Here is a 15,789-nt window from a genome sequence, read left to right on the forward strand (position 1 = left end):
AGCCCCCACGCAAAACTGCGCAGGGTCAAATGCAATGGAAGTGCAATTTTTAACATGATTTTTCGTGCCTTGCTGTCAGGCCAAATGCGTTACTGGAACACAGCTTCGGGATCATCTAAGCTGTCGGACCCCTCAAAAGCGATCTGATCAAGGCCCAGCGCCGTGACCACCCTTTCGATGCTGCGCGTTTGATCGATCAATCCGTTCACGCCGCCCATCACCAACGCTTCGCCTGCCGCATTGCCTCGTTCCAGCATCTGGTCGTAGGCAAATCCGGCTTCGGCCGCCGTTTTTATGCGTCCCAAAGACATCATCGTCGTCGACAACTTCCCTTGCATTTCGGCATCCAGCGCGGGGTCTGCGGCCAGAACCAGATCCGCCAGGGATGGCCCCGACACCAAAGTGCCATCAATGCGGATGTATTCGCCCACATATACGTTCTGCACGCCCAACCCGTCATAATAGTGATCGTTGTGGGTGTTGTCGGCAAAACAGGAATGTTCTTCTTCGGGGTCATTCAGCATCAGGCCAAGACGCATGCGTTCGCCTGCTTGCTCTCCATATGACAATGACCCCATGCCCGTCAAAATCGCGGCCAAACCGGCGTCGACATTCGCAGTCAAGTCGGCACGCGCCACACCTGCATCCGCCCATTGCGCTGCCATCCATTCCAGATCGGACACCAACAGCTGTGTGGCAGCCACCAGATAATCCGCGCGGCGGTCACAGTTGTCATGGGTGCATGCGTCGCCCTTTGCGTAATCTGTCCAAGGACGGTTGCCAGCACCTGCGCCGTGCCCATTCAAGTCCTGCCCCCACAGCATGAATTCAATCGCGTGATAACCGGTTGCGACGTTGGCCTCGATCCCGTCTGCCTCATGCAGTGTTTCAGCCAGCAAAGCCGGTGTGATGTCGCTGGCGTCGATGTCCTTGCCCGACAAAGAAAACTTCGGGTTGGCCACAACATTCAGGGCGGCAAGTTCATTTTCATCAGATGGCCCGCCGTAGGACGCATCCACGTAGTCGATCAATCCTTCGTCCAGCGGCCATGCGTTCACCTTGCCTTCCCAATCATCGACGATCGGATTGCCAAAGCGGTATACTTCGGTCTGCTGATAAGGCACCCGTGCCGACAGCCACGCTGACTTGGCGGCTTGCAATGCCTCAGCTGATGGGTCTGCCACCAATGCGTTTACCGCGTCTTGTAAGGTCTGCGCAGTTGCAAGACTGTCCGCGTATTTGGCCGCGGCGATATCGGCATACGTTTGCAGAACTTCGGTTTTGTCAGTTGCAAACGCGGGGGTGGCCAATGCCAAACACAGCACGGAAGTTGACAGATAAACAGGTTTCATGGTGCCTCCTAACGATAAGAAAAATGCAAGCGGAAGCCATGGCACTTGAGCTAGGTGGCCGCGAATTGGGTCTGCGCCAATACCTGAGTAATTTCATAAGACATGTCAACCCGACTTTTTTAGTAAAGAATTTTGATGTCTGTCGATTTTCACCTACCAAGCCCTTGAACCCGATGCGCTGGCCAACTTTAATGGGCTTAAAAGATGATAAGGCACAGCACCGTCATCGCCTTGAAGCCCGCGTAGGTTTTGACATCGGTATTGTCGCTCATGTCTGGACCCTCGCCTCGCGTTGCTGACGGGCAAAGATCAACAGCACAACCATCACCATTGTCAGCAGGATCATAGAAGCGGCCGCCCCAAACGGCCAATTGCCAGCGTTGCCTTTGAACTGCTCTTCAATCAGCGAACCGATCATGAATGCTTTGGCACCGCCCAAAAGATCGGGGCCAGAAACGCGCCACAAACATGTTGCGCGGGTATTCGTAAATATCACGTGGTGCGCCAAGTTGTTGCAATTCACCCGCAGACATGACCGCAATCCTGTCAGACATTGTCAGGGCTTCTTCCTGATCGTGGGTCACAAAGATAAAGGCAATGCCCGTCTCGCGTCGGATGTGTTTCAGTTCAATCTGCAGGGCCTTGCGCAGCTTCAGATCAAGCGCGGACAGCGGCTCATCCAGCAGCAAGACTTTGGGGGATGGGGCCAAGGCGCGGGCAAGGGCCACGCGTTGTTGTTGGCCACCCGACAGTTGTGCGGGTTTGCAGGTTTGCAGGTTTGCGGTGAGCGAATTGCGTCAGCTGGACCAGCACAAGCATCACTCTGGCACGTTTGCGCGCATCTGATCGCGAGGCGCCTTTCATCTCAAGGCCGAACCCCACGTTATCTAGGATCGTCATATGCGGAAACAGCGCGTAGTTCTGAAACACTGTGTTCACGGGGCACTGGTTTGGGGCCAGTTTCGCGATCTCGTCGCCAAACAGAAAAATTCCACCTTCGGTGACGTCTTCAAAACCCGCAATCATGTGCAGCAGCGTGGTTTTCCCAAAGCCAGAGGGACCCAAAAGGGTGAAAATTCATTGTCCCGTATGCCAAGCAAAATTTTTACAGGGCGGTGAAACTTCCGTAGCGCTTGACCGCGCCGCGCACATCAACCGCAATTTCCGCAGTGTCCTGCATTGGTGTCCCCCAGCATTGTAAGGAACCCGGCATGCACAGCCTTTGCCAACGCTATCCCGCAGGTTCCTTGGCAAAGATTAGGACGAAGCGCAGGATGTTAAGAAATCGTTTCTGCCGAAGGCGAGCTTAGGTGAATCCTTTCCTTCCACACAAAAACTTAGCCAGAACCTAATCAGGACTAATGTAGACACTTCTTTCCCCAACGCGCAGCTAAAGGCAGAACTGGAACACAAGCGGATGAAACCACATCCAAACCACATCACGCCCGGGGGGGGATTACGCCTATGCCAGTTGAAACCATAGACACGCTTGTTGTTGGGGCGGGGCAAGCGGGAATCGCGCTGTGTGAACATCTGGGCAAACAGGGCGTCCAGTTTCTGGTGCTTGAAAAAAGCCGCATCGCTGAGGCCTGGCGCACATCGCGGTGGGACGCTTTGGTGACAAACGGCCCTGTCTGGCACGACCGGTTCCCCAACATGGAATTTAACGGCAACGCACCTGATGAATTCGTAGGCAAAGATCGCGTCGCCGACTACATCGAAGAATATGCGGCGATGGTGGACGCGCCTGTGCGAACGGGCGTGGAAGTGATCAAAGCCGAACGCTTGCCTGATCGTGCCGGGTTCCGCGTTGAGACCACAAATGGCGTGATCGAGGCGACGCGCATCGTATCTGCAACGGGCGCGTTTCAACATCCGGTGATCCCGCCGATTGTCTCAGCTGACGCGCCGGTGACACAGATACATTCCGCAGACTACCGCAACCCCGACCAACTTGATGCAGGGGCGGTTATGGTCGTTGGGGCCGGATCGTCCGGGGCGCAAATCGCGGATGAATTGAACAGGGCGGGGCGCAAAGTGTTTTTGTCCGTTGGCCCGCACGACCGCCCGCCGCGCCGCTATCGCGGGCGCGATTTTGTATGGTGGTTGGGTGTTTTGGGATTGTGGGATCTTGCCGCCCAAGAACCGGGTACCGAACATGTGACGATCTCGGTCAGTGGCGCATATGGCGGACGCACCATGGATTTCCGCCGCCTTGCGAAAGAGGGCGTGACTTTGTTGGGTCGTACAACAGCCTACGCGGATGGCACACTGTCTTTTGCGGGGGATGTGAAAACCAACATCGATGCAGGTGATGCCAATTACCTTGGGATGCTGGACGCGGCGGATGCCTATGCCAGCGCCATGGGGCTTGATCTGCCGCCAGAGCCTGAGGCCCGCGAAATGTACCCGGATCCAGATAGCCTCACCAACCCAATCGACCGTATTGATTTCGCCAAAGAAACCATCACGACAATCATTTGGGCAACCGGATACAAACAGGACTTCGGCTGGCTTAAGGTCGATGCCTTTGATGACAAAGGTGCGCCCATCCACCAACGCGGCGTATCCAAAGAACCCGGCGTCTATTTTCTGGGTCTGCCGTGGCAGTCACGGCGTGGATCGACCTTTCTTTGGGGTGTCTGGCATGATGCAAAATTTGTCGCAGACCAGATTGGCATTCAACGCGCCTACGCCGATTATCGTGGTGCCGCTGAAATCGTGCGCCCCGCCGCAGAATAACTATAGGAACATCCAAATGGCCCATACCCGCATTCGCAAATTCAACACTTCGGACACCTATCCCGAACAGAACCTCGACAATGATCTGTGCCAAGCGGTTGTTACGGAAGGCGGAAAAACCGTCTGGCTGCGTGGCCAATGCCCACAGAATCTGGATGACGCAGTGAACATCACCAGCAACGATCCCGTTGAGCAGACGCATAAAGTTATGCAAAATATCAAACAGCTGATCGAAGAAGCGGGCGGTGAGATGGAGCACCTTGTCAAAGTCGTGGTCTACATCACCGATGTGCGCCACCGCGAAGCCGTTTATCGCACCATGGGGGAATACATCAAAGGCGTGCATCCGGTGTCGACAGGTTTGGTTGTGCAGGCCCTCGCGCGGCCCGAATGGCTGGTCGAAATTGATGGCACGGCGGTGATCCCCGCATGACCTTTTCCCTTGTTGCCCGCTGCGCCGAGACTGGCATGTTTGGTCTGGCGATTTCATCCTCTTCCCCCGCCGTTGCGGCGCGATGCGCCTATGCGCGTGCAGGCGTTGGCGCCGTCGCCTCACAGAATGTAACAGACCCGACACTGGGGCCATTGGCGCTTGATCTGATGGCCGAAGGGATGCATGCGTCACAGGCCATCGCGGCCGTACAGGCGCAAGGAAAATTCATCGAATACCGTCAGGTCTTGGCGGTCGATAAAACAGGTGCCACGGCGATCCATTCCGGCCCGAATTCCCTTGGCATTTGGACCCAAGCGCAAGCGCAGGATGTGGCGTCCGGCGGCAACATGCTGGCCAACGACGGTGTGCCGCAGGCGGTTGTGGACGGGTTTCTTGCGTCTACGGGGCACCTTGGGGATCGCCTGATTGCCGCGATGCGTGCGGGGCTGGCACAGGGTGGCGAAGCGGGGCCGCTTCATTCCGCTGGAATGCTGTTGGTGGACAAGGTCGCGTGGCCCGTGGCGGATTTGCGCTGCGATTGGACAGAAACCTGTCCGATCGAAAGCGTCGCAACGGCTTGGGAGATCTACAAGCCCCAACTGGACGCCTATGTGCAACGCGCAATTGACCCCCGCGAGGCCCCTTCTTATGGCGTGCCCGGTGACGAATAGGGCCTTTCTTATCGCGTCACCGCTTTTGCAGATCTGAACACCTGCCCCATTTATGTGGCCCCTTATTCAGCTTGATCCTGTCTGCGGTTCAGGCATGTTGGCTTAATGGCATCACGTTTCACATTGCGGCAATTGGAATACTTCGTCTCTGTCGGCGAACAGGGGTCCATTGCGCAAGCAAGTGCGATGGTCAACGTGTCTTCGCCCTCGATCTCGGCTGCGATCACCCAGTTAGAGGCTGAATTTGGCCTACCGCTGTTTGTACGCAAACACGCCCACGGCCTAAGATTGACGCAGGCAGGCCGGCAATTCATGGATCAGGCGCGCCGGGTTCTGAACGAGGCCGAAGGTCTTAACCGGCTTGCGGGCACCATATCGGGCAACGTGCAAGGCCCGCTGAATGTCGGCTGTCTTTTGACGTTTGTGCAGGTGTTGTTGCCCGCAATCCGGCGCAGGTTTCAAGACGCTCATCCCGACGTACAGGTTTCACAATTTGAATGTGACCAAGAGACACTGATCGAAAAGCTCAGATGCGCTGAAATTGACGTGGCCTTAACGTATGATCTGGAAATTCCGCCTGATCTGGAGTTCATCCCTGTCCGCTCACTGCCGTTGTATGCGGTCGTGTCGGGGTATCATCCTTTGGCAGATCACAAATCCGTCTCGGTCAAAATGTTGGCGAACCATCCAATGGTCTTGCTCGATCTGCCGATCAGCAGCACCTATTTCCTTAGCATTTTTGAACAGGCTTCTGTCGCCCCGAAAATCGTGGAACGGACACGCGATATGGCGGTAATGCGGTCTTTGGTGGCGAATGGTTTCGGATTTTCCATGGCCAACATCCGGCCCCATTCAGACCTGTCACCTGACGGGCGCGAATTGCGGTTTATTCCATTGGAGGGCACGCACCGCCCTATGCGATTGGGGTTCGTGATCCCACACGGCGCACGGTCGGTTTTATCCGTGGATACCTTCATTGATCACGCAACGCAGTCGATCTCGAAATGGGGATACCCCGGCGTCCCTGCGTCGCAAAAGATTTAAGCCCACCCTAAGCCGTTATTCTGTCACGACTGCAAACACAGCAGCTTTCCAACAGCAGCTTCCCCGTGCGTGATCTCCGCTACGACATCCTATTTGGGCCGATGGACATTGGGCCTGTCATTGGACGAAACCATCGGGCAGCTTGGGTTTTCGAATGCCGAGGTGCGCGAATTTGTCGATATGAACCGCAACCTACCTGACCTTTGGGATTTGGCGCAGGGCACATGGGAAGAATGTTCTGGCCCGTCCCACTTTAAAGAAGATGTGACGGGGTTCTGCTTGTGTCTTCGCGCTTGGAAAACAACGCCGTCTACAACGATCTGAAAACGCGCGAGGCAGAATGGGCCGACGCCGGGATCAAATCAGTCAAACTGATTGGTGATGCGAATGCGCCGGGGCCGATTGCTTGGGCCACTTACGCAGTCCACCGCTATGCCCGGAAACTGGATGGGGAAGACATCGGCGATGCGCTGCCATTCTGGTGCCCTGCTGTGTTTGCCCACGAAATGGCGCGGCGAGATGGTGTTCAGGCTTTGTATCGTCAATCCCGAGACCGATGCGGAAACTGTGTTAGAGACCTTTAAACCCTGACCTGATCCATATGAGTGACACCCCACGCGCCCCGTTCACGTCTTGATGTCGCTTTATAAAAGCAATGTGCCTGCATTTTGATTGACCTTGGAACGTGACTATCGCAAGGATGAAGAAGATGGTTTCCAGTCGTCTTACACGCGCCTGGAATGAAAAGGGAATACGGTGAGGCCAAGCTCAAAGCGCCAAATCCGTAACTGCCCCCGCAACTGTGAGCGGTGAGTGACCTCGATAAAAACCACTGGGCCTGTAGGGCTTGGGAAGGTTCGGGGAAACGCTGATCCGCAAGTCAGGAGACCTGCCATCAAGCGGCGCTTTGGTGCCGTCAATGCAACTCAACCCAGACGGGGATTCTGGTTCGGAGGTTATGATGGCGGCATGGGATTTCCCTGACCTGAATATGCATCTGCCCGGCACCCCGCATCATCGCGGAGGGCGATATGAACAAAGAGCACACCCATAAAATAACGATTTGCACATCATGCCGACATAAAGGCACTGAATGTCGGCCCGGCTATGAATTGATCGAAAAGCTTCGAACAGCGATCCAAAACGCAGGGGACGCAATCGCGGACGATTTTGAAATTTCGGGCGTTGCCTGCATGGCGGGCTGCGATAGGCCCTGTACGGTTGCCTATCACGGCAGTCGCAAAGCGACCTATCTGTTTGGCGACATTGATCCTGCCGTGGATGTGGATGATCTTGTCAGTTTTGCCACGCAATATGCCCATTTACATGATGGATGGTGTTCGTCTCTGGATCGACCTGGCAAACTGCGCACCTCTACATTGGCGCGTGTGCCTGCCGCGATAATTGCGGTCGAAGCCAACGCTGTTCGCGCATCATGAAGGCCGCTGATCTTGCCGTGCGGGACGTCAGTTGGACGCCCGCCAGATCATCCCAACCCGTTCTGCATTCCACGACCTTCACCATTTCTGCAGGGCGCGTGTTGGGCGTTGTCGGTCCAAACGGCGCTGGAAAGTCCACTCTGCTGCGGTTGCTGTATCGCTTTCAAAAGCCTCAAACGGGTCAGGTGCTGGTCGGTGGCCAAGACATTTGGTCACTGACTGCGCGTGACGCGGCAACACGGATCGCCGCCGTGCTGCAAGAACAGGCATCCGCATTTGACCTAACGGTACGAGAGATCGTTCGCTTGGGCAGAACGCCATACCGGTCAGGCTTTGCCGCAGTTGGCAAGAAAGATGAAAACGTCGTGGACGGCGTCCTTGAACAGCTCAACCTTCTTGAATTGGCCCATCGGGATTTCAGCACTTTATCGGGGGGTGAAAGACAAAGGGTCATGGTCGCGCGGGCCTTGGCACAGGAACCGCAGGTTCTGATCCTTGATGAACCTACCAACCACCTCGATGTCCGTCATAAGCTTGAAGTCATTGCGTTGATTCAAAAACTGGGCCTGACCATTGTCGTCTCTTTGCATGATCTAAACATGGCCGCTCACGTCTGTGATGATGTGTTGATCCTGAAAGACGGATACCCGCAAGGCTTCGGCCCCCCACAGGCTTTGCTTTCAGACCAACTTGTGACGGATACGTTTCAGGTCGTCGCACAACGCGAAAACCTCAGCCTGAGTGGCGCGTCCCACTTTTCCTTTAGCCTTCCCGAATGAAAGACCCCCAAACATGAAACTCGCATTTACGGCTTTGATGGCCCTTTCCCTGGCAAGCACTGCCATGGCCCAAACCACGGTGCAAAGCTGCGGCCGCACTGTCACATTTGCAACACCACCAAAGGCCGCGATATCCAACGACGTGAACCTGACAGAAATGATGCTGGCGCTTAAGCTTCAGGACCATATGGTCGGTTACACGGGCATTTCAGGCTGGAAGACGCTAGACGACAAAATGACGATGGGCGTTGAAGCGCTTCCTGAACTGTCATCTAAATACCCCACAAAAGAAGTCCTCATCGGCGCTGATGCCGACTTTTTCTTTGCGGGTTGGAACTATGGCATGCGTGTCGGCGGCGAGGTTACGCCACAGACGCTGGCCCCCTTTGGCATCGCGGTTTATGAATTGACCGAAAGCTGCATCCACGTTGGCCCAAAAGATGCCGCTTCTATGGATGACATGTACAACGACCTGCGCAATCTGGGGGCGATCTTTGGCGTCTCGACCCGCGCCGAGACACTGATCGAAGGATATCAATCCGAATTGGCGGCATTTCTGGAGGATCAGCCAGCGCTGGAAACGGCCCCGCGGGTTTTTGTCTATGACAGCGGCGAAGATGTGCCGTTTACCGCAGGCCAATTCGCTATGCCCAACGCGCTGATTGAAGCTGCAGGCGGCACCAACATCATGAACGATCTGGACAAAAGCTGGGCCACCGTCGGTTGGGAAGCCGTGGTTGATCGCAATCCCGAAATCGTCGTGATCGTAAACTACGGCGAAGTCACCGCCGATCAGAAGATTGAATTCATGATGTCCAATCCCGCGTTTGCCGACATTGACGCCGTACGGAACAACCGGTTTGTGGTGCTGGAATATGTGGAAGCGACCCCCGGGCCACGCAACATCGAGGCCGTCAAAACTCTTGCTGCCGCATTTAGGGCTGAATGATTTCGCATGACGCAAACTGCAACCAAAACGCATCCCAAAAAAGCCAGAGGTCTTCGGATCATCGCCCTCTTGGGTGTTGTGGCGTTGTTCGGGTCGTTGTCGATTGCAGTCAGCGTCGGGGCCGTGGCTGTCCCGCTTGAAACCGTCTGGAGCATTCTGGTTAACAAGATTGCTCCGGAGACGATCACGCAAGACTGGTCCAAAGGCCGGGAGGCCATCGTCTGGAACATCCGCCTGCCAAGGGCCATCCTTGCCTGTTTGGTGGGCGCGGGTCTCGCAATGGTCGGCGCAAGCCTTCAAGCTGTGACGCGGAACCCACTGGCAGATCCACACCTGCTTGGCATTTCGGCAGGCGGAGCTTTCGGGGCGATATTGGCCCTGTTACACACAGGGCTGTTCATTGGGCTTTTGACTGTCCCCTTGTTCGCATTCCTCGGCTCTTTGGCGGCGACATTGATTGTACTGGCGGTCTCACAATTTGCATCCGCCACCAGCGCCGACCGGCTGGTTCTGGCGGGTGTGGCCGTGTCTTTTATCGTGATGTCAGCCGCGAACGTCTTGATCTTTCTTGGCGATCCGAAAGCGGCCCATACCGTGGTGTTTTGGATGTTGGGCGGCCTTGGCTTGGCCCAATGGGACCAATTGATGTATCCGGCCGTCGTCCTTCTTTTGTGCGGAACATATCTATGGCTGAAATCAAGTACACTGAACGCGATGACGATAGGCGATGAAACCGCCACGACACTTGGCATTCCGGTGGCGCGTTTCAGGCTGACCATTTTTGTAATCGGCGCTTTGATCACAGGGGTCATGGTGGCGTTCTCTGGCATAATAGGCTTCGTCGGCCTGATGATCCCGCATATCGTCCGCATGCTGGTGGGTGGTGATTACCAACGCCTCCTGCCAATCTCTGCACTTTGTGGTGCTGTTTTTCTTGTTTGGGCTGACATCATTGCAAGGACGGTTATGGCACCCGATGACATGCCAATCGGAATAGTTACCGGCTTAATCGGCGGCGTGTTCTTTGTCTGGTTACTGCGAAAACGAATGGGCGCGTGATCGCTTGCCTATATGCGGCCATTCGGCCCCCGGAGATCATTACGTCGGCGCTGCGCTATGAACGAGGATCATCTTCGCGGGACAAAGCCGCCATTCGCCTTGATTGGTTGGATTTTCGCTTTGGTGAGTCGTGTGTGAAAGTGCGGTCGAAGTGCATTGTAAACAATGCGGCAAGGGCGCCTGGTAAGCTAGCCTCTGCAATTCGTATACGGACCTTTGTGAGACGTGGAAACAAACCCTGCAGCTAAGAATTGTCAAAGAAACTGCAGGGCAATACCCAGTTTTGGTCATATCTACGCCATGTTACCCCTTCATCACGGGCATCGCTATCACGCATGGAGAGAGACAATGGCGACCGTTGGATACTATTCTATGACGACCGGCGAAGGGCAGGCATCGCAGGTCGATGAGATCACGAACAACGGCGACACCGCCGTGAACGTGACCGTGCCTGATGCCGCCCAGCTTGCTTCGCTTGATAGCCTTTATGTTGTGAACCCGAGCAATGGCGACTTCGGCGCCGAATATCTGGCAAACCTTGGCGACATCACCGCAGCTGTGAACAACGGGATGAATCTGATCATTTTTGACCGCTTTGTGACAAACGCCGACACGATCTTGCCCGGAGGATCAAGCATTACGGCGGTACGCGACTTTACCGACGACGCAAATGTTGACGTGGCGGCTGGCGCGCCCAGCAGCTTCACCAACGGGGCCAACGGCACGATCACCGACAGCACATTTGACGGTGGCAACAGTTCCAATCACGGCTATGTCGAGCTGTCATCGCTTCCCCCCGGTGCAGCGCCCTTGCTGACCACAAATGATCCGACACATATCGTTGCCTTCACCTATCCTTACGGGTCAGGCAGCGTGTTCTATTCGACAATGCCAATCGACTTTTACACTGGTACGAACAGCAGCGCGATCACGCCCACAGAGATTTTCACGCTGTTTGGCAACACCCAAGAGACTGTCATGTGCTTCACCCGTGGCGCGCTTATCGAGACAGCGCACGGCCCACGCCCTGTAGAAGCGTTGCAGGCCGGTGACGAAATCTGCGTGGCAAAGGGCGGCACGAAGCCGCTGCGCTGGGTCAGAGCCTCGCATGTTGACGTGCGCGCACTCGCCCGCAACCCCAAGCTCGCCCCTGTGCGCATCTGCGCGGGGGCTCTGGGCGAAGGCCTGCCCAAGCGCGATCTGCTCGTCAGCCGCCAGCACCGTATGCTCGTGCGCTCGCGCGTGTCCGAGCGCATGTTCGGCACCAAAGAGGCCCTCATCGCGGCGATCCGCCTGACCGAACTGCCTGGCATCTATGTGGATGAGGCCACGTGCGAGGTGGAGTATTTTCACATTCTCTTTGATGAGCACGAGATCATCTGGGCCGAGGGCGCGCCTTCGGAGTCGCTCTTTGCAGGAGCCGAGGCGCTCAAGTCGGTTCCGCAAGCGGCTCGCGACGAGCTGATCACGCTCTTCCCCGATCTGTGCCTGCACCGCACGTCGCCTGCTGCTTTAATTCCCGAAAACAAGCTCCAGAAGCGCCTTGTGGGCCGCCACGCCAAGAACGCCAAACCGCTCTTGATTTAGGCTGAGCAAAGGCTGACGGTGTTGGCTGGCAAAATACCTAAAATGCTTCAGATTGCGGGCAAAATTCGTGAAGAATTAGCTTTTCTAGTTTCATTTGCTCCGAATGCCTCGCCCGCTTTGGGGTATGCAATTGGGAGCAGCTTATGGCCAATGTTGGCTACTACGAAATGGATAATGGCGAAGGCTCTGCCGCGCAGGTTAACGAGATCACCAACGCGGGCGACACGGCGGTGAACATCACCGTCCCTGACGCCACGCAACTTGCCTCCATCGACGCGCTCTATGTCTTCAATTCGAGTAATACGTCTTATGGCGCGGAATACACCGACAATCTCGCTGACATATCCGCTGCGGTGAACGACGGGATGAACCTCATTATCTTCGACCGCTATGTGGCCGATGCGAACACGATTCTGCCAGGGGGGTTCAACCTGTCAATTACGCGAGATGCAGATGCCGCGAATGACGAAGTCAACCTGGCTGCGGGCGCGCCTGCGAGCTTCACCAACGGGCCGGGCGGCACCATCGACGACAGTACCTTTGACGGCGGCGGCTCCTCGACCCATGGCTATGTCGATATTACTTCGTTGCCCCCCGGTGCCGTGCCGCTTCTGACAACGGGCGACTCGACGCACGTCGTCGCCTTCACCTTTCCCGTCGGCTTGGGCACGGTCTTCTACTCGACCATTCCGCTGGACTATTACAGCACAACAAGCAGCTCCGCGATCACGCCTGCCGAGATTGACACGCTCTTCGCCAACACCATGTCGGTGCTCTGCTTTGCCGCAGGCACGCTGATCGCCACTCCCGAGGGCGAGCGGCCTGTGGAAGCGCTTCAATTGGGCCAATGCGTGACGCTGGCACGCGGCGGCGCGGCGCAGATCACCCTGATCACCGCATCGCACTATGGCCCCGAAGAATTGGCGGGTGACCCGCGCAGGCGGCCCGTCTGCATCACCGCTGGCGCACTTGGCGCGGGCCTTCCCCAACGCGATCTTCGGGTGTCGCGCCAGCATCGCATGCTGATGCGCTCGCCCGTGGTACGCCGGATGTTCGGAGTGGCCGAAGTACTCGCGCCTGCGGTCAAGCTCACCGGGCTGCCAGGCATTTTCGTGGACGAACGTGTGTCTTCCGTTAGCTACTACCATTTGGCAGTTGAGGGGCACGAGCTGGTTCTCGCCGAAGGCGCACCGAGCGAGACGCTCTTTTCAGGCGCGGAGGCTCTCAGGGCCTTGCCGCGCTCGGCCCGCACGGAGCTGCCCCACGCCCAGAGCGCCGCACTTATGCCAAAAGGAGCGAGACTCAAGCAACTCATCACGCGGCACGCCAAGAACCGCAAGCCCCTGTTGAGCGACCCAGCAGGCCTTGCTCAACGCGTCGCTTTGCTGAACAGTGCGCGGTAGAGCCAATGGCCCCAGCGGGGTATGAAAACGGCGAGGACTACAGGGAGGGTCCGCACAGATAGGCACTTTCCTTGAGACGTACTTCTCAAGGATGACGGCGCTTGCAGTGGTTGACTGGGGTGCTGGTCTTGGGCGAACCGTCAAAGAAATCCGCAAGACACAATCCGCGGACCGAATTCGATGGACCTTATTCGAGCGAAACGAGGAAACTGGAGCGAAACTTAAAACACTTCACGACGAAGGTCCGGATGTAACTTTTTCTACAAGCGTTAAGGTTTTGTCGACCATACCAGCCAACGTTGTGCTCCTGACTAACGTATTGCACGTGCTGCGGCCTGAAGAGATTGCGCAGGCAATGAGCGCTATCCACGCCATACTTGCAGAGCGAAAAGGTGTTCTGATTGCCTCGGAGATCTATCCGCTTCTAATGCCAGAACAGGAGGCCGTTCCAGTGCCCGCCCATCACCTTGCGAACTTTCTCAGGACGATTGGTTTCGGTGTTCCTCAGGTCAACTTTGAAGTCGCAGGATGTTCCGCCTCTTGCCTGGCCGCGCAAGTGAAGTCTGGAACGGCAACTGAACCCAATTTTATTGAGACAGAGACAGTCAAGATGTGGCGATAGATCAACGAGGGGTTTGTCGCAAATTACGCCGATGCGGGTCCCATGACATCCCTGGAAGATCAAAAACGCCTCCTGAACTGGGTGTTTAGGATAGCAAGAATACAGCACGTCTTGCAGCCATAATCACACCTCCAGTGAGCAAATGCTGCATCAGCAAAGGTTCGACGTCGAATGGCGGCAATGCGAGTTGCGACCGCAGCATCTCGACCGCGGGTCCAAGGTCCGGTTTGGGCCGTTCGTGTCGATCAAATCGAGACCGTTCAACAGGATTGCGGCGATGCGGCTAACGGCGGGTTAGAGCCCACTTTGACCTATGCTGCGCGATGCATGAATGTTGGACCTGTCGCGGTTTCGTGTCGCCCCAAGTGCTCGTTTAAGCCACCTTTCGTTCGAAGGCGACAGGGCTTTTCCAGCCCAGTGCTGAATGACGGCGGCGCGGATTGTAGAAGCCGTTGATGTATTCGAAGATGGCCATCTCAGCTTTCCGTCTTGTTTCCCAAGGATGCCGCCAGATCAGTTCTGCTTTGATCGCTGCCTGGCAGGGTATTGCGTAGCAATGTCCCGAGAAGGGGTTTTGAAGAACGTCTCAACGGCGGCGTTGTCGTAACAATTGCCCTTTCCACTCATGCACTGCCCGGCAGCACATGTTTACATGTGTGAGAGGGGACGCCTTGAACCCATGTTGGCGCAGGATCTTCTGATAATCGTGGGAACAATATTGGCTGCCCCTGTCGGTATGGTGGATGCAGCCCTTTGGCGGCTGACGGAACGCGATGGCCATGTTCAACGCCCGGATCGCGAGGTCCCGTTTCATCCGGTTCGAGACCGCCCAGCCAATCACGCGCCTTGAATGCAGGTCGAGGATCACGGCCAGATACAGCCATCCCTCACGCGTCCAGACATAGCTGATGTCACCAGCCCACTTCTGATTTGGCGCATCAGCTTTGAAGTCCCGATCCAGCAGGTTTGGGGCGATGTTGAACTGGTGATCACTGTCCGTGGTGACCTTGTGTTTGCGGGTTCTGATGACAGATATGCCGTTCTGGCGCATCCGTTGCCCGGCAGGCGAATTGGCAAAGCCAAATCTGCCGAGAGGGGGCGGCCCACACGGCGACGGCCAACGTCCAGGCCGATCTCTTTCAGCTCTTCAGTCATGCGCGGCCTGCCGTAGCTGCCCAGGCTGAGACGAGACTGTTCTTTGATATGCGCCAGCGTGACCATATCAGAGCGCTGTCTGCGGCTAACGGGGCGACTGCGATGCGCCCGCAAACCGCGCGGGCTGACGGCCATAACTCGGCACATCAGATTGATGGAAAACGTTGTTCGGTGTTCTTCAATGAACTTAAACCTCACGGTTTTTGGCTCGCAAAGACCACCGTGGCCTTTTTTAACACTTCCCGCTCCTCCTTGAGAATGCGCCCTCTCACACATGCAAGCATGTGCTGTCAGGTAACAGTATCTCGCGCCGAAGCCGGTCATTCTCTTTGGCAAGGTCCATATCTTCTTTCGAAACCACATCAGTATCTCTGTGCGCCGTAATCCATTTGTTGAGCGTCGACATGCCGACACCCAGATCGTTAGCCACCTGCTTGCGCGTAAGCCCACTTGTCAGCGCGATACGCACCGCATCTTGCCGGAATTCGTCCGTCCGTTTCAGTCCCCTCTCGGGATCATGCTTCGCATAACCCTGCCGGGCGGGGCATAGTTCA

The 15,789-nt window shown here is 56.3% G+C and carries 15 protein-coding genes, 3 pseudogenes and 1 riboswitch; of the genes and pseudogenes, 14 read left to right on the forward strand and 4 right to left on the reverse strand.

The window, feature by feature from the left end; translation table 11 throughout:
• Nucleotides 1-89 precede the first annotated feature (89 nt).
• The gene (locus tag ABJL60_RS10940; RefSeq protein WP_348374353.1) at nt 90-1,352 is read right to left on the reverse strand and encodes an imelysin family protein; all 1,263 of its coding nucleotides are present in this window, start codon (nt 1,350-1,352) and stop codon (nt 90-92) included.
• 38 nt (nt 1,353-1,390) lie between these two features.
• Here ABJL60_RS10940 and ABJL60_RS10945 point away from each other — a divergent pair, with 38 nt between their 5' ends.
• Nucleotides 1,391-1,651, forward strand: a complete 261-nt coding sequence (locus tag ABJL60_RS10945; RefSeq protein ID WP_348374354.1) for a hypothetical protein — start codon at nt 1,391-1,393, stop codon at nt 1,649-1,651.
• Here the strand turns inward: ABJL60_RS10945 and ABJL60_RS10950 are convergent.
• Together ABJL60_RS10950 and ABJL60_RS10955 are read right to left on the reverse strand one after the other, a co-directional pair.
• A pseudogene (locus ABJL60_RS10950) lies at nt 1,621-1,800 on the reverse strand (ABC transporter permease); the annotation flags it as partial. The gene ABJL60_RS10945 and the pseudogene ABJL60_RS10950 overlap by 31 nt on opposite strands.
• 4 nt (nt 1,801-1,804) lie before the next feature.
• Nucleotides 1,805-2,532, reverse strand: a pseudogene (locus ABJL60_RS10955) (ATP-binding cassette domain-containing protein); the annotation flags it as partial.
• Nucleotides 2,533-2,816: 284 nt separating this feature from the next.
• Here ABJL60_RS10955 and ABJL60_RS10960 point away from each other — a divergent pair.
• From ABJL60_RS10960 to ABJL60_RS11020, 13 genes are all read left to right on the forward strand, one after another.
• On the forward strand, nt 2,817-4,094 hold the full coding sequence (locus tag ABJL60_RS10960) for an NAD(P)/FAD-dependent oxidoreductase (RefSeq protein ID WP_348374355.1): 1,278 nt from the start codon (nt 2,817-2,819) through the stop codon (nt 4,092-4,094).
• A 16-nt stretch (nt 4,095-4,110) separates the two neighbouring features.
• Entirely contained in the window at nt 4,111-4,527 is a 417-nt protein-coding gene (locus tag ABJL60_RS10965; RefSeq protein WP_108826939.1) for a RidA family protein, read from the forward strand.
• Nucleotides 4,524-5,198: a DUF1028 domain-containing protein gene (locus ABJL60_RS10970; RefSeq protein WP_348287901.1), complete on the forward strand. Its 675-nt coding sequence runs from the start codon at nt 4,524-4,526 to the stop codon at nt 5,196-5,198. The genes ABJL60_RS10965 and ABJL60_RS10970 overlap by 4 nt, the downstream gene beginning before the upstream one ends.
• 105 nt (nt 5,199-5,303) lie before the next feature.
• Nucleotides 5,304-6,242, forward strand: a complete 939-nt coding sequence (locus tag ABJL60_RS10975) for a LysR family transcriptional regulator (protein ID WP_348374356.1) — start codon at nt 5,304-5,306, stop codon at nt 6,240-6,242.
• A 69-nt stretch (nt 6,243-6,311) separates the two neighbouring features.
• Complete coding sequence (locus ABJL60_RS10980) at nt 6,312-6,566, forward strand: hypothetical protein (RefSeq protein ID WP_348374357.1); 255 nt, start codon at nt 6,312-6,314, stop codon at nt 6,564-6,566.
• Nucleotides 6,524-6,826, forward strand: a complete 303-nt coding sequence (locus tag ABJL60_RS10985) for a hypothetical protein (protein ID WP_348374358.1) — start codon at nt 6,524-6,526, stop codon at nt 6,824-6,826. The genes ABJL60_RS10980 and ABJL60_RS10985 overlap by 43 nt, the downstream gene beginning before the upstream one ends.
• Before the next feature lie 109 nt (nt 6,827-6,935).
• Nucleotides 6,936-7,154, forward strand: a riboswitch (cobalamin riboswitch).
• Between the two features lie 119 nt (nt 7,155-7,273).
• Entirely contained in the window at nt 7,274-7,681 is a 408-nt protein-coding gene (locus ABJL60_RS10990) for a DUF1636 domain-containing protein (protein WP_348287907.1), read from the forward strand.
• Nucleotides 7,678-8,460, forward strand: coding sequence for an ABC transporter ATP-binding protein (locus ABJL60_RS10995; protein WP_348287909.1), 783 nt, complete (start codon nt 7,678-7,680; stop codon nt 8,458-8,460). The genes ABJL60_RS10990 and ABJL60_RS10995 overlap by 4 nt, the downstream gene beginning before the upstream one ends.
• 13 nt (nt 8,461-8,473) lie before the next feature.
• A complete protein-coding gene (locus tag ABJL60_RS11000; protein WP_348287911.1) occupies nt 8,474-9,409 on the forward strand; it encodes an ABC transporter substrate-binding protein in 936 nt (311 codons plus the stop codon).
• 6 nt (nt 9,410-9,415) lie between these two features.
• Entirely contained in the window at nt 9,416-10,468 is a 1,053-nt protein-coding gene (locus tag ABJL60_RS11005; protein ID WP_348287913.1) for an iron ABC transporter permease, read from the forward strand.
• Between the two features lie 372 nt (nt 10,469-10,840).
• Nucleotides 10,841-12,055 carry a Hint domain-containing protein gene (locus tag ABJL60_RS11010; RefSeq protein WP_348287915.1) on the forward strand — a complete coding sequence of 405 codons (1,215 nt, stop codon included), beginning with the start codon at nt 10,841-10,843 and terminating at the stop codon, nt 12,053-12,055.
• 143 nt (nt 12,056-12,198) lie between these two features.
• The gene (locus tag ABJL60_RS11015; protein WP_348374359.1) at nt 12,199-13,458 is read left to right on the forward strand and encodes a Hint domain-containing protein; all 1,260 of its coding nucleotides are present in this window, start codon (nt 12,199-12,201) and stop codon (nt 13,456-13,458) included.
• Between the two features lie 91 nt (nt 13,459-13,549).
• Nucleotides 13,550-14,080, forward strand: coding sequence for a hypothetical protein (locus ABJL60_RS11020; protein ID WP_348374360.1), 531 nt, complete (start codon nt 13,550-13,552; stop codon nt 14,078-14,080).
• Between the two features lie 373 nt (nt 14,081-14,453).
• On the opposite strand, the pseudogene ABJL60_RS11025 reads toward ABJL60_RS11020, so the two are convergent.
• Nucleotides 14,454-15,737: pseudogene (locus tag ABJL60_RS11025) on the reverse strand (IS3 family transposase).
• Between the last annotated feature and the right edge of the window lie 52 nt (nt 15,738-15,789).

Source organism: Ascidiaceihabitans sp., from assembly GCF_039986515.1.
In the GTDB taxonomy this organism is placed as follows: domain Bacteria; phylum Pseudomonadota; class Alphaproteobacteria; order Rhodobacterales; family Rhodobacteraceae; genus Ascidiaceihabitans.

Coding starts and splice junctions, on each gene's coding strand:
- ABJL60_RS11005 (WP_348287913.1), top strand. CDS start 9,416: ATGACGCAAACTGCAACCAAAACGCATCCCAAAAAAGCCAGAGGTCTT.
- ABJL60_RS11015 (WP_348374359.1), top strand. CDS start 12,199: ATGGCCAATGTTGGCTACTACGAAATGGATAATGGCGAAGGCTCTGCC.
- ABJL60_RS10940 (WP_348374353.1), bottom strand. CDS start 1,352: ATGAAACCTGTTTATCTGTCAACTTCCGTGCTGTGTTTGGCATTGGCC.
- ABJL60_RS11000 (WP_348287911.1), top strand. CDS start 8,474: ATGAAACTCGCATTTACGGCTTTGATGGCCCTTTCCCTGGCAAGCACT.
- ABJL60_RS11010 (WP_348287915.1), top strand. CDS start 10,841: ATGACGACCGGCGAAGGGCAGGCATCGCAGGTCGATGAGATCACGAAC.
- ABJL60_RS10965 (WP_108826939.1), top strand. CDS start 4,111: ATGGCCCATACCCGCATTCGCAAATTCAACACTTCGGACACCTATCCC.
- ABJL60_RS10990 (WP_348287907.1), top strand. CDS start 7,274: ATGAACAAAGAGCACACCCATAAAATAACGATTTGCACATCATGCCGA.
- ABJL60_RS10970 (WP_348287901.1), top strand. CDS start 4,524: ATGACCTTTTCCCTTGTTGCCCGCTGCGCCGAGACTGGCATGTTTGGT.
- ABJL60_RS10945 (WP_348374354.1), top strand. CDS start 1,391: ATGGCACTTGAGCTAGGTGGCCGCGAATTGGGTCTGCGCCAATACCTG.
- ABJL60_RS10975 (WP_348374356.1), top strand. CDS start 5,304: ATGGCATCACGTTTCACATTGCGGCAATTGGAATACTTCGTCTCTGTC.
- ABJL60_RS10995 (WP_348287909.1), top strand. CDS start 7,678: ATGAAGGCCGCTGATCTTGCCGTGCGGGACGTCAGTTGGACGCCCGCC.
- ABJL60_RS11020 (WP_348374360.1), top strand. CDS start 13,550: ATGACGGCGCTTGCAGTGGTTGACTGGGGTGCTGGTCTTGGGCGAACC.
- ABJL60_RS10960 (WP_348374355.1), top strand. CDS start 2,817: ATGCCAGTTGAAACCATAGACACGCTTGTTGTTGGGGCGGGGCAAGCG.